The organism is Pantoea sp. Taur (assembly GCF_009830025.1).
GTDB lineage: Bacteria > Pseudomonadota > Gammaproteobacteria > Enterobacterales > Enterobacteriaceae > Pantoea > Pantoea communis.
Map to the genome: position 1 here is coordinate 58,637 of NZ_SZZZ01000001.1, position 13,438 is coordinate 72,074.

The 13,438-nt window shown below is 51.5% G+C and carries 14 protein-coding genes; 4 read left to right on the plus strand and 10 right to left on the minus strand.

From position 1 onward, the window contains the following. Positions 1–5 precede the first annotated feature (5 nt). The gene (locus FD744_RS00265) at positions 6–344 is read right to left on the minus strand and encodes a DNA-binding transcriptional regulator (protein ID WP_034822694.1); all 339 of its coding nucleotides are present in this window, start codon (positions 342–344) and stop codon (positions 6–8) included. Then, positions 316–723, minus strand: coding sequence for a type II toxin-antitoxin system RelE/ParE family toxin (locus tag FD744_RS00270; protein ID WP_097117762.1), 408 nt, complete (start codon positions 721–723; stop codon positions 316–318). Before FD744_RS00270 ends, FD744_RS00265 begins: the two co-directional genes overlap by 29 nt. 289 nt (positions 724–1,012) lie before the next feature. Here FD744_RS00270 and FD744_RS00275 point away from each other — a divergent pair, with 289 nt between their 5' ends. Beyond that, positions 1,013–2,650 carry a methyl-accepting chemotaxis protein gene (locus FD744_RS00275; protein WP_160866840.1) on the plus strand — a complete coding sequence of 546 codons (1,638 nt, stop codon included), beginning with the start codon at positions 1,013–1,015 and terminating at the stop codon, positions 2,648–2,650. 71 nt (positions 2,651–2,721) lie between these two features. Then, complete coding sequence (locus FD744_RS00280) at positions 2,722–3,924, plus strand: MFS transporter (RefSeq protein WP_237449302.1); 1,203 nt, start codon at positions 2,722–2,724, stop codon at positions 3,922–3,924. A 71-nt stretch (positions 3,925–3,995) separates the two neighbouring features. Here the strand turns inward: FD744_RS00280 and FD744_RS00285 are convergent, their stop codons facing one another. From FD744_RS00285 to fliD, 4 genes are all read right to left on the minus strand, one after another. After that, on the minus strand, positions 3,996–4,331 hold the full coding sequence (locus tag FD744_RS00285; protein ID WP_160866841.1) for an SRPBCC domain-containing protein: 336 nt from the start codon (positions 4,329–4,331) through the stop codon (positions 3,996–3,998). After that, positions 4,328–4,642, minus strand: a complete 315-nt coding sequence (locus FD744_RS00290) for a helix-turn-helix transcriptional regulator (RefSeq protein ID WP_034822684.1) — start codon at positions 4,640–4,642, stop codon at positions 4,328–4,330. Before FD744_RS00290 ends, FD744_RS00285 begins: the two co-directional genes overlap by 4 nt. Positions 4,643–4,667: 25 nt before the next feature. Next, positions 4,668–5,279 (minus strand): ATP-dependent Clp protease proteolytic subunit, encoded by a 612-nt coding sequence (locus FD744_RS00295; RefSeq protein ID WP_160866842.1) that lies wholly within the window; start codon positions 5,277–5,279, stop codon positions 4,668–4,670. Between the two features lie 152 nt (positions 5,280–5,431). Further along, positions 5,432–6,844 carry a flagellar filament capping protein FliD gene (fliD, locus tag FD744_RS00300; RefSeq protein WP_160866843.1) on the minus strand — a complete coding sequence of 471 codons (1,413 nt, stop codon included), beginning with the start codon at positions 6,842–6,844 and terminating at the stop codon, positions 5,432–5,434. A gap of 340 nt (positions 6,845–7,184) precedes the next feature. Between fliD and licT the strand changes: the two genes are divergently transcribed. Further along, complete coding sequence (gene licT, locus FD744_RS00305) at positions 7,185–8,048, plus strand: BglG family transcription antiterminator LicT (RefSeq protein ID WP_160866844.1); 864 nt, start codon at positions 7,185–7,187, stop codon at positions 8,046–8,048. Between the two features lie 30 nt (positions 8,049–8,078). Here licT and FD744_RS00310 read toward each other — a convergent pair whose 3' ends face one another. From FD744_RS00310 to FD744_RS00325, 4 genes are all read right to left on the minus strand, one after another. After that, positions 8,079–9,473, minus strand: coding sequence for a glycoside hydrolase family 1 protein (locus tag FD744_RS00310; protein WP_160866845.1), 1,395 nt, complete (start codon positions 9,471–9,473; stop codon positions 8,079–8,081). 15 nt (positions 9,474–9,488) lie between these two features. Further along, a complete protein-coding gene (bglF, locus tag FD744_RS00315) occupies positions 9,489–11,357 on the minus strand; it encodes a PTS beta-glucoside transporter subunit IIABC (RefSeq protein WP_160866846.1) in 1,869 nt (622 codons plus the stop codon). 205 nt (positions 11,358–11,562) lie between these two features. After that, on the minus strand, positions 11,563–12,285 hold the full coding sequence (locus FD744_RS00320) for a YoaK family protein (RefSeq protein ID WP_160866847.1): 723 nt from the start codon (positions 12,283–12,285) through the stop codon (positions 11,563–11,565). A gap of 134 nt (positions 12,286–12,419) precedes the next feature. Continuing rightward, positions 12,420–13,022, minus strand: coding sequence for a LuxR C-terminal-related transcriptional regulator (locus FD744_RS00325; RefSeq protein WP_160866848.1), 603 nt, complete (start codon positions 13,020–13,022; stop codon positions 12,420–12,422). Positions 13,023–13,220: 198 nt separating this feature from the next. Between FD744_RS00325 and FD744_RS00330 the strand changes: the two genes are divergently transcribed. Continuing rightward, positions 13,221–13,406 carry a general stress protein gene (locus FD744_RS00330; protein WP_072016973.1) on the plus strand — a complete coding sequence of 62 codons (186 nt, stop codon included), beginning with the start codon at positions 13,221–13,223 and terminating at the stop codon, positions 13,404–13,406. Positions 13,407–13,438 lie beyond the last annotated feature (32 nt).

A 13,438-nucleotide genomic window follows, 5' to 3' on the forward strand; every position in this document is an offset into this window, starting at 1 on the left:
CCCCTTTAAACAACAAATGCATCAGGGCCTTTAGCAGCCAGTGTATTTAAGATACGCAGTGCCGGGCCACTCGGCTTGATTTCTCCTCGCTCCCACTTTGAAACGCTATCCACTGTCATACCTAAGGTATAAGCCAGTAATGCCTGACTCAGGCCATACTGTTTACGCATGAGTTTAATTTCCAGACCGGTCATATCATGTACAGCTGCAACACGCTTGCGATACTCACTTGCAGAGATTCGCGTGGCAATCTGAGAGACATCTTCATCAGAAAGTAGGCCTAATCCTCGCAACTCTTCCGCATCTTCAATCATCTCATCCAATGTTGCTGGTGTAGTTTTCATCGCAGTTTACCTCTCTGAATGTCCCACGATTTTTAAGCTGTAGCAGGTCTGCCGCACTCGCTTGTAAGTAGCCTTTCGCAAGGATTTTATACGTTGCCAACACGTCATCCTCGATCTCTTTGGCATTTTTCTTATGCAACTCGCCTTTAGTCCAGCCATCATAAAAAAATAGTGTGTTTCCTCTTTTGAAGAAAATCACCGACCGGGCACCACCACTTTTCCCCTTACTCAGTGCTATACGCTTTTTAATCACGCCTCCCCCCAGGTCAGCTTCAAACTCGCCCCTTTTGACTTCCGCAGCAGCATGGCAAAGGTCAGCATCATGAAGACTGGCCTTTTTGAAATTCCGATCAAAACGTTTATGTACATAAATCGCCATTCCTTAGCCCTTAACCTCTACCCGTAATGATTATTATAATAACGATTACGACCTCGCGACAATATCGGCTTGTTAGGATTTCTGAATCTGTCGCACAACATATTTCACTGGATCTATTTAAGATCGTGAGAATGGCTAAAATGTTGCGCCTTCGCTACGTATGATTTGATCTCCATCACCGTGCAATAAAAAATAATTAACTAAATCTCGCATTCTGCCGATGGTTATTAATCTGCCCTATTCCCTGATTTTCCTGAACCAGGGGTGCTTTTAGATTAAGGATAATTCGATGAACATCTCCCAGCGTCTCTTGCTGACCCTTTCCATGTTGTTTGGCGCCATCATCCTGCAGGCGATTCTTGCGCTCTCGCTACTGTCAGGATTTCAGGACCGTTTTGAATTTGTGCAAACTAACGCCATTCCTTCGATTAAGGACATCGGCAAACTGATCGATCAAAGTAACCAGCTGGCCATTACGCTGTACAAACACCAGAGCCAGATTCACGACAGCAACATGCCTGCCGTAGAAAAACAGATCGATGAGCAAATCAATGGACTGAAAGCGCTGACCGATTACTACATGGCAAACGATATTTCGAATGAGGAAGACAAACGCCTGACTAACGTCGCTTTTGATAACATCCAGCGCGTTGCATCGCAGTTACCTGCATTTCTTACAGCGTCACGTGATCACCAGAATGAAGTGAGCCTGAGTTTGCTGGAAGGAGATAGTGGTGTGGGTGCCGCCATTCGTCAGATGATCGCTGATTATCAAACTCAACAGGCACTCAACATTACTGCGGGCGACGCATTGCGCGCCACCAATCAAAGCACCTTCCATTTTGTCTTTTGGGCCACCGTTGCAGGTGTTGCGGCGACAGTGGTGATCTTCGGTCTGTTCTCGCTGTTTACCGTGATGCGTATTCGCCGCAGTTTGGGCGCGGTAGGTAAGGTCATGCTGGCGGCCAGCGAGAACCTCGATCTGACTTTAAGCGCCGATGAAAGCCGGCGAGATGAAGTGGGCAATATGGCACACTCCTTCAATATTTTGATGCAGCGCGTCTCTGAAGCCCTCTCTTCAGTGCGTAAAGCGTCTCAGTCCGTGAGCAGCGCTTCAGTGCAGATTTCAGCGGGCAATGAAGATCTCTCTTCACGCACCGAACAGCAAGCGGCATCGCTGGAGCAAACGGCTGCCAGCATGACGGAACTCAGTGAGACGGTGCGCCAAACGGCGGACAACACCCGGCAGGCGAGCCAGCTGGCAGCCAATGCCAGCGCGCTGTCAGAGAAAAATGGAACCTCGCTCACCACCATGCTGTCGACCATGGACGAGATTCGTGGCAGCTCGCGCAAAGTGACTGAGATTGTCTCGATCATAGAAGGTATCGCTTTCCAGACCAACATTCTGGCCTTGAACGCGGCGGTTGAAGCAGCGCGCGCCGGTGAACACGGCAAAGGCTTTGCGGTGGTTGCCGGTGAAGTGCGCAGCCTGTCTCAGCGCTCAAGCAACGCAGCACGCGAGATCAAAGTGCTGATTGAGGAATCTCATCGTTTAACCGAATCGGGTGCCACGCAAGCCAGTGATGTGGGCCGCAATATGGACGTGATGAATGATGCCATTCACCAGGTGAGTCAGTTGGTGAGTGAGATCGCTGCGGCTGCCGTGGAGCAGAGCCAGGGCATCGTTCAGGTGCAGCAAGCGGTTAATCAGATGGATGATGTTACCCAGCAGAACGCCGCCTTAGTGGAACAAGCCGCGGCCGCTTCGCAATCGCTGCAAGAGCAGGCGGGTAACCTGAATCAGTTGGTCGGTAAATTCCATGTCAGCGATGTCATTGACGTTCCACAAACCATCATCCGTACGCCATCGCTACCCAAGCCGCAGCGTTTAGCGGTGGTTAATGACGCCGACTGGCAGAGTTTTTAATCACTGTTTCTCCCCGCGTCGCGCACGCGGGGAGCCTTTCTGTTACCCTTTCCGCTAATTTATGGATGGGGATGAATATGGATTTACAGCAACAGCTACGCGGTAAATGGGCGATCTACGGCCTGATGTTTTTGCCGGGTTTCACCTGGGCTTCGTGGGTGAGTCGTACACCTTACATGCGCGATATTCTGCATGCTTCCACGGAAATGATGGGCATGATCCTGTTCGGCTTTTCCTGTGGCTCAATGTTATGCGTTCTGCTGGCAGGCAAACTCATCACCCACTTTGGCACTAGCCGTGTCATGCGTTATGGCTTTGTGCTGCTGTTGAGTGGCGTCGCAGTCATGTTAGCTGCCCTTCTACTGCACAGCGCGTACGGTGTCTTCGCCAGCCTGGTGTTACTGGGCGGAGGGACAGCGTTAATCGATGTCGTGATAAACGTTGAAGGCGCAGCGTTTGAGCGTCTGATTGGCAAATCGATCATGACCAACATTCACGGCTTCTTTAGCTTTGGCACGCTGATTGGTGCTCTGTCGGGTCTTGCTATGACAGCCGCGGATGTCAGCATCACCTGGCACTTTGCCTTCGTGGTGCTGGTGAACCTGCTGATTGTCTCCGCAGCCCTGCGTCATTTACCCGCCACCAGCGACAGCGAACGACATGAACAGGCGCACAGCGGCGGCTTCCTCGCTCAGGTCGGACGCGAGCTGCGCGATCGCCAACTGCTGATCCTTGGGGTGGTGATTTTGGCGATGGCGCTGGCAGAAGGCTCTGCCAATGACTGGCTACCGTTACTGATGATCGATGGTCATAATCTTAATCACACGCAAAGCACGCTGGTGTACGCGGGTTTCACTGCGGGCATGACCGTGGGACGTTTCCTTGGCGGATATGTGGTGGATCGCCTGGGCCGTGTGCTGGTATTACGCGCCAGCGCATTCTCAGCCGCATTGGGTCTGGCGATGGTGATTTTCTCCAACAACCAGTGGCTGGCGGCGGCGGCAGTGTTGTTCTGGGGGATTGGCGCTTCGCTGGGTTTCCCGTTGACCGTGTCGGCAGCTGGCGATGGCAAAAACAGCGCGATTCGCGTAACCATCGCAGCTACGCTCGGCTATCTGGCGTTTTTAGTGGGGCCGCCGGGATTGGGCTTTATTGGCGAGCACGCGGGTCTGCGCATGGCGATGCTGCCGGTGCTGGTGATGGTGCTACTGGCGTTAGTTTGTGCGGACGCGGCAGGATCTCGTGATGCGAATAAGGCTGATCAACCAGTGTAAAGCTGGCGGCCTTCGGGCCGCCAGAAATGTACGTTTTGGGAATAAGGCGCGCTAAAAAAATTAGCCCGAGGCTATGCCGCCAGCATCAATGGACCATTTTCATCATTTGCGGCCTGCAAGTGCAGATCAGCAAGGCGATGGACGATAGTCAATCGGGTGCCACCCGCGTCATCGGGCGCGATTAGAAACGTCACGTCACTCTTCAGGTAAGGTGGTGCGTCATCACGTAACCGGTAACGGATCGATTTTCCAGGTTCGCAGTCAACAGGTTCAGCCTCCGCTAATACGGCGTTGGGTAGCCAGGCTTCCCGGTACTCCGCAATACTGATAGCGCGCCACACTTTCTCCGTTGTCGCATCCAGTTGATACTCTTGTACCAGTTCGTTGGATTTTTCGGCTTCACTCATTGGTCCATATCCTTCAGCAAACTTTTCAGGGCATCAATGCGTGTCGGCCAAAACGCGCGATATTTGGCTAGCCAGTTGACCAGAAACGTCATGCCCACCGGGTCAACTTCATAGTTCACAAAGCGCCCTTGCCGCTCTTCACGCACCAGCCCCGCACCCCGTAACACCGCGAGATGTTGAGACATCGCCGATTGGCTGATCTCCATCCCGTCGCGCAACGCCGTGGCATTCATGCGCCCCACCGACAGCTTTTCAAATATGGCACGGCGGGTCGGATCCGCCAGTGCTTTGAATATCGCATTTTCAATCATGTTGATGACATTAGCACTGGCTTATTTAAGCGGCAAGATAATGCGCGGCGATCTCTTGCTCGGTGACGATCACTTTCGACACCAAACCGTATTCCACCGCCTGCTCCGCACTCAACCAGAAATCACGCTGAGTATCTTGCTCAATCCTCTCAATCGCCTGCCCGGTGGCATCCGCGAAAATATGATTAAGGCGATTTTTCATGCGCACGATTTCATTGCTGTAAATCTGCATATTGCTGGCGGGGCCTTGCATGCCGCCGGAAGGCTGATGCAGAAGGAAGCGGGTGTTGGGCAACGCATAGCGATTTGCTTTGTTGGCGGCGACATAAATCAACGCACCTGCGCTGGCCACACAACCAGAACCAATCATGATCACTTCGGGAGTGATAAAGCGTATGGCATCAAAAATCATATCGCCCGATTCAGCATGACCACCGGGAGAGTTGATGAAGATCGTGATCGGTCGATCGCTGATGGCGGCGAGGATGTGCAGATGCTGAACCACCTCTTTGGCCATTTTTTCATCCACGGTGCCGGTAATGAAAATCTTGCGTGCGTTGATCAGATGTTCCATCAGCGATGGGTTAAGTGGCGCAGCAGAAGGTTGCTGAGAAGATTCGGTATCGTGGTAGCGCATGGGATCACTCCGCAAATAGGATAGGGACCCACACACATTAGCAGTTACTTATCTATTGAGCGAGCACTTGCCATCGAAAATGAGTTGGAAATACTTGCGTCATCTTCAGGGCACAGACCAAGTGCCCTGAATCTCAAAATCTGGCGGGAGAGTTATTTCTTGCTGCTATTGGTGCTCTCGAATTGCTGGGTGAGATAAGTACTGGTGTTGTTCAACACGCTGACCATCTTATCCAGATTGGTGAACTGCGTTTTGTAACGCGCAATCTTGTCATCAATGCGTTTACTGGTGGTGTTGTACTGATCGGTCAGCTGATTTAATTTCTTACTGATGCTGTCAGTGGCACCCTGCAAAATGCCTTTACTGCTCAGATAGGCGGTAAACGTCGTGTCGAGCACAGTGGTCACACCGGTTTTCTTGCCATCACCGGAAAACATGTCACGCACCGCATCCGGTCTGACCTGTAGCGCAGTGGTCAGTTTGTCGGCATCCAGCTTGAGTTTTCCATCTGTAGGATCGGTGGTGATGCCCGCCTGGCTCAAGGTTTTATATACCGTAGACCCTGAGGAGTTCGCCAGAATGCTCTTCAGCTGCGTCTGAATGTTACGCAGCGTGCCATCTCCTAGCAGCGCGCCATTTTTACTGTCTTGATCTTTACCCGCATCCACCGCCGTGTATTTGGTCAGATTGCCGATGGTGTCTTGCAATGAGTTGTAAGAATTCACCCAATCGGTGATGGCGTTTTTCGCCTTGCTGGTGTCAGTACTCACCGACAATGTCTGATTACCGGTGGTTTTATCATTCAGCTTCAGCGTAATGCCTTCCACCGCATCGGAAATGGTATTGCTGCTGCTTTCAATCGGTACATTATTGACGGTTAAGCTGGCATTCTGCGCTTCCACGCTTTGCGTCATGCCGCTGTTAGCGGTGTCAGCCGCATCAAAACCAATAAAACCATGCAACGTATCATCGCCGATCACGCTTAGTGACTTGACCGCGTGATCAGTACCTGTGGCTGATGACGTTAATGACAAACGAAATTCGGTGCTGGATACCTTAATCAGGCTAGCGCTGATACCTACATTGGATTTGTTGATGGTGTCACGTAGCGCCGACAACGAGGTCTGATCTTTGGTCAGCGTGATGCTATTCTCTTTGCCGTCCGCTGTAACAAATTTCAAGATGCGCGAATCGCTGCCATCACCCATCGCTGCTTTGACATCCGCCTTTGGCAAGCTGGTCAGCGTTTGCGATTGCGCCAGGTGATCCACACTGATGGTGTATTTTCCTGCCAGCGCGCTGCCATTGGTATCCGCGCTAAATGCACTCGAACTGGAAGTGGAACTGGTCGCGGTATAGAGACTCGCATCCTTTAATTTGGTGTTAGCCGTCTGAAAAGCCTGAATCGCGGTTTTAAGTGTGCCGTAAGCAGAAAGCTTCGCCGTGGCGGCAGACTGCTGTTTGGAAATCGGTGTCAGTGACTGTTTTTCAGCGGCGGTCAGTTTATCCAAAATGGTACTTAAACCCAGTCCTGAACCCACACCTAAAGTTGAAATCCCGGCCATGTACGTAACTCCTGTTATTTTGACGTTACGGTACTATCGGCGACTTAACGCAAACCTTTAAGAAAACCTGATCATTTCTTTACTATATCTTTACGAATAACCTTACGGTTTGCACAACATCAGTGCAGACGCGGCCCCAGGGGCCATTGCCCTGTTTTTCCTCCATCGCTTCGCTACGCAATAAAACATGACATGTCTCACATTTAACGGTCAGTATGCTTGTCGGAATCACAGAGCGGCTTATGATCTCGCCAGATTGTTACTGCGCGCAAACGCAGGCAAAACCTGACACGCCGCCCTCCCGGTGGGTCAGGTTTTTTCTTTTTCAGGGCTGATAAAAATGAAAATCGCGAAGATCCTCAATAACAACGTCGTGGTCGTACTGGGCGAGAACGGCAAAGAACAGGTCGTTATGGGTCGCGGGCTGGCTTTTCAAAAGCGTGTGGGCGATGCGCTGGATGCGCAGCAGATTGAAAAAGTCTTCGCACTGCAGAGTGACACCCTGACAGGAAGGCTAAGCGAGTTGCTTTCTGATATCCCGTTGGAAGTCATCACCACCAGCGAGTTAATCATCGCCAGCGCACGTCAACAGTTGGGTCAGCCGCTGCATGAGAGCCTCTCGATTGCGCTGTGCGATCACTGCCATTTCGCGATTGAACGCCATCAGCAAGGCATTCCGATTCGTAATGTATTGAAGTGGGAGATCAAAACGCTCTACCCCAAAGAGTTCGCGATTGGCATGGAAGCACTGGCACTGATCAACAAACGCCTCGGTGTGGCGTTGCCTGACGATGAAGCAGGCTTTATCGCCCTGCACTTAGTCAACGCGCAACTGGGCAGCGACTTTGCCGATGTCTCTCATGTGACGCAATTTATGCAGGAGATTTTGCATATCGTGAAGTATCGGTTGCAGCTGGATTACCGCACCGACAGCCTGAGCTATAACCGCTTCGTTAACCATTTGAAGTTTTTTGCCCAGCGCATGCTGGGAAAACGCGGCGTGTGCAGCGAAGATGAGTCGTTGCATGATGTGGTGCGCGACAAATATCCCATTGCATATCAATGCGCGGTGAAGATCGACAGCCATATCCAACAAAAATATCTCTATGCCCTCTCGGCGGAAGAGCGCATGTTTCTCACCATCCATATTGAGCGAGTTCGCAAAGAGACTTTAGCATTGCAGGAAGACGCCGACGAGGCGTAAAAACGGGCGCCAGCGCGCCCGTTAGCGGATTTATTTCAATGCCGCGCCGTGGCTACGGATCACATCCTGATACCAGAAGAAGCTCTTTTTACGCGAGCGTTCCAGCGTGCCGTTGCCCGCATCATCGCGATCAACGTGGATGAAACCGTAACGCTTCGAGAACTCGGCTTTAGAGGCGCTGACCAGGTCAATCGGTCCCCAGCAGGTGTAGCCCATCACGTCCACACCATCTTCAATCGCTTCCCGCACCTGCACTAAGTGATCATTGAGATACTGGATGCGGTAATCGTCATTGATGCTGCCATCGGCCTCAACCACATCTTTGGCACCCAGGCCATTTTCCACAATAAATAGCGGCTTCTGATAACGGTCGTACAAGATGTTAAGCAGTATACGCAGACCTTCCGGATCAATCTGCCATCCCCACTCTGAGCTGGCGAGATGCGGATTCGGCACCATCGACAAGATATTGCCCTGCGCTTTTTGGTTCTCTTCTTCATTGGTGGTGACGCAACCGGTCATGTAATAACTGAAGGAGATGTAATCCACAGTGTTGCGCAGGTCGCGTTTGTCCTCATCCGTGATGCTGACGGTGATTCCGCGATCGGCGAAGAAGCGTTTCATGTAAGCCGGATAAGCACCGCGCACCTGCACATCACCAAAGAATAACCACTCGCGATTCTGCTGCAACGTTTCCAACACATCGGCAGGACGGCAGCTGAGCGGATAGAGCAACGCACCCAGCAGCATGTTGCCGATCTTACCTTCCTTAACAATCTCATGGCAGGCTTGTACGGCGCGGCCGCTCGCCACCAGCTGATGATGAATCGCCTGATAGATCGCCTGTTGATTGCTCTCTTCCGGTAATCCAACGCCAGTAAAGGGCGCATGCAATGACATGTTGATTTCATTGAACGTCAGCCACAGCTTCACTTTATGCTGGAAGCGAGTGAATACCGCGCGCGCATAGCGTTCAAAACAATCAATAGTGATGCGATTGCCCCAGCCGCCGTATTTTTTGATCAAACCGTATGGCATTTCGTAATGTGACAACGTCACTAGCGGAGTGATGTTGTACTTTGCCATCTCATCAAACAAACGATCGTAAAAGGCCAACCCCTCCTCGTTTGGCTGAGCTTCATCGCCCTGCGGGAAAATACGCGTCCAGGCAATCGAGGTACGCAGAACGGTAAAGCCCATCTCTGCGAACAGCTTGATGTCTTCCGGGAAGCGATGATAGAAATCAATCGCCGTGTCTTTGATGCCAAAATCATTGCCGCTGCGTTCAACGCGCGCGCCAAAAATACCTTTGGGTTGCAGATCCGAGGTCGATAGCCCTTTACCGCCCTCCTGCCAGGCACCTTCCACCTGATTGGCAGCCACGGCGCCACCCCATAAAAATGCATCCGGGAAACGTGTAGTCATTTACTTGCTCCTTGGTTATTTCAGCACGGCCAGCAGCGGCGAGCCTTCACTCACTGCGCTGTTATTCAGGGTTAATACATCAATAAATTCATCGCTGTTGCTCACCAGCACCGGTGTGGTGAGGTCGAATCCAGCGTTTTTGATCGCCTCGATATCAAACTCCAATAGCACATCGCCCACTTTTACTGGCTGATCGTTTTGTACCTGAGGATGGAAATATTGCCCGTCGAGTTTGACGGTATCGAGTCCAACATGAATCAGCACTTCCGCGCCTTGATCTGACGTCAGGCCAATCGCATGTCCGGTGCGGAACATGGAGGAAACTACGCCATTGACCGGCGATACTACGCGGCCCACGTGCGGCAGAATGGCCGCGCCCTTGCCGAGTAAACCGCTGGCGAAAGTTTCATCTTTGACTTTATCCAGCGGCAATACGTCACCCGCAATCGGACTCACCACGCTTTCACGGCGCGTTAATGTCGCAAGCGCGGGAACGGCGACGGGTTCAGCCACAGCGGGTTGTGGCGCTGACTCTCGTAAACCAAACACATAGGTCATGGCACAGGCGAAAACTAGCGCGACCGCTGCACCGGCAAAGGACGCCAGCACGCTGGCATCAATACCCGTGCTTGGCACGACCTGAATAAACGTGAAAATACTGGGGAAGCCAAAGGAGTAAATGGTGGTGTGCCAGAAACCCAGAATGGCGGCACCCAATGCGCCACCAATACAGCCGAAGATGAAAGGACGTCGACGTGGCAGCGTGACGCCATACACTGCGGGTTCAGTGATACCAAAAATGCTGGCAGTGAATGCCGATCCGGCCATCGCTTTGAGTTTGATATCACGCGTGCGCAGGAAGATCCCCAATGTCGCGCCCGCCTGTCCTAATACCGCCGGCATCAGTAATGGCAGTAGGGTGTCGTGACCGAAGTTGGCCAGATTGTTGAGCATGATCGGCACCAGACCCCAGTGCAGACCGAATATCACACAGATTTGCCAGATCGCCCCCATCACCGCTCCTGCAACCATGGGGCTGAGGCTGTAAATCCACAGATAGCCCTCCGCCAGCAAGCGGCTGAGCCAGGTGGCTGCCGGGCCAATCGCCAGAAAAGTGAGCGGCACGGTGATTAGCAAGCACACCAGCGGCGTAGTGAAGTTACGCACCGCACCGGGTGAACGCGGATGTACCCAACGCTCAATCAGGCTTGAGACCCATGCAGCAAAGATAATCGGGATCACCGAGGAGCTGTAATTGAGTATTTCCAGCGGGATACCGACAAAGGTCAGTGGCTTTCCTGCCTGCTGCTGTTGCATCGCTTCAAGTATCAACGGATGCACCAGCGCTGCGGCAATCGCCATGCTGACAAAGGGGTTACCGCCAAATTTTTTCCCGGCGCTGTAGCCGAGCAGAATCGGCAGGAAGTAAAAGAGTCCATCACTGGCAACAAACAGCACTTTGTAGCTGCCGCTGCTCGCGTCCATCACACCGAGCACCAGCGCCAACGCCAGCAGTCCCTTGATGATGCCTGTCGCAATCATCACACCAATAAAGGGTGTAAAAATGCCGGAAACCAGATCGATAAAACGGGCAAACAGGTTTTGTGGCGTAGTGTCCTCCACGTTATCGGCATGGTCGAGGGCATAGCGTGCCGTTAACGCGCGGTAGACCTCCGCAACCTGGTTGCCGATCACCACCTGATACTGTCCCCCGCTCTCCACCACCATGATCACGCCAGTATTATCTTTCAACTCGGCGGTATGCGCTTTTTGGCTCTCTTTTAATTTGAAGCGCAGGCGCGTTGCGCAGTGCATCACGCTGATAATGTTATCTTTTCCCCCCACGCCAGCCACAATGTCATCTGCCAGTTCCTGATATTGCATCTTCCTTTCTCCTGCAAAACGCCTCGAATTTCGCGCAAAAAAAAACCTGAGGCGCGCCCTCTGCTATCGAGAAAGGGCGCGCCTCAGGTTTTGCCTGCCGAACAGTAACAATCCTTAATGACGGCTATCTTGCTGAGCATTGCCAAAAAGTAGCAAGCAGTTTTCAAAAATCGCGCTGAAATGTGTGAAGCGCGTCAATTATAGTTCAGGAGTGCAGCGCATGCCCGGCACGTTGTAATGCTGACAAAGCGAGGGCAGATAGCATCACACCAATCAAAATTAACAGTTTATAGCTCAGCGCGTTCAGCAGCAGAATACCCAGCACGCCGCCGAACAGGAATGCCATCACCGTGAAGAAGTGCAGTTTTAAACTCTCGATATAGAGCGGCGCATCTTTCGGGGATTCTTTACGGCGTAGCACATCAAACAACATGGCCAACTCAATGCCAATGTCGGTAGCGGTACCGGAGACATGGGTGGTGCGCACGCGTGCGTTGGAAATCCGGGTCACCACGGCGTTTTGTAATCCCATCAAAAAACTCAAACTGAGCACCAGCAATACGCCCGATTCACTAAAGCTGAACCAACTCTCAATGACGCCCAGCGCGAATAATGCCACGCCTTCCAGCAGGATGTTGATGGCATAAATCCCGCGAATTTGTCGCCTGCGTCCGGAGTTGATAATCAGGGTTGAGACAGAAGAACCCGCTATAAAGAGCAGCACGATGAGCAGGAAGAACAATCCGACATGCAGATTTGCTTTCGCCAGATGATCGGAAAGTGACGAGACGTTGCCCGTCATGTTGGCAGAGAAAAAACCGACGGTTTCAAATGCAGCCGTATTCAGCGCGCCCGCCACAGCCGCCAGCGTGCAGGCGAGTCGGGTATCCGTATTAAAAGTGCGCGTGTTTTCGGAGGTGATCAGCATGGCTATTCCCGGCCCTGGCAAAGGGGAATATCTTCCTCCTGCGGGCCGGAATTCTCAAGCCTCAGGCAAAAGGCACCCTTTACTGACCGGGCATAACAGGGAGTTATGAGCGAGGGATACAGTCAGTGTAGGTATTAATCGACATGGGTTCGATTAAACCCGTATTGCGTAAGCCGATGATGAAACTGAACATTATTCTCACAATTCAGTTTCGCGTAAATCGATCGCTTATAGTGACTGATGGTTTTGTTATTCAGTCTGACACGCAAGGCTATGTCCTGCTGACTGCTGTATCGGGCAAGCCATTTCAGCATGTGAAATTCTTGCAGCGAGAGCGAAGGAACACGGCTGCGTGTTGATGTATGCGGTCTCTTCTCAGCAAGTGTATTGACGTTTTGAACAATGCTGGCTAATGAGGATTTTTTTGTCAGAAATAAAACCGAGTGAAATTCATGGGCAAGAAAATTAAGCAGCGCAGCATCATTAATGTCGGTCAGCACCAACACGCGGATACAAGGATAAAGTGCCTGCAACAGGCGTAAAAACGCATAGGAAGATTCAATATCATCCGCTTCGGTTTTTAACTCAATAATCATTACTTCGATAGATTGATCGATTAATATTTTTTTTGCATCACTTAAAGATGAGCAGGATAAGAATTGGTAACCTGCAGATATTAATATCTTTTCTAAGCCAAGCGCGGCCCAGAAATTGGCTTCAACATTTAATATTTTCATGTTTATTACTTAAACAATTAAAAAACCATTTAATCGTGATTAGTGGCTATTTTAAATCGGACAACATTTCTTTTTTTGTGCGATAAAGACTACAAAATATTAATTATCCCGCGCTGGCGAAGCCGCAATCGCACACTAAAATTATGGAGTGACTAGCTAGTCCTTATCTCTCACGGAACATTGATATGAGGTCTTCCTATGAAACAACAGAGCTACAGAGGCGGTGCAGGGAATTTTGCTAACGATCCGGCACGCGCAAGAGAAGCTGGCAAAGCGGGAGGCAAAGCCAGTGGAGGCAACTTCAGAAACGATCCTGAACGCGCCGTTGAAGCGGGTCGGAAAGGAGGCAAGATAAGTCGCCGTCCTCCAACAAAGTCTGAGTAAAGCGCTTTAGGATTTGTTCTGCCAGGGACTGG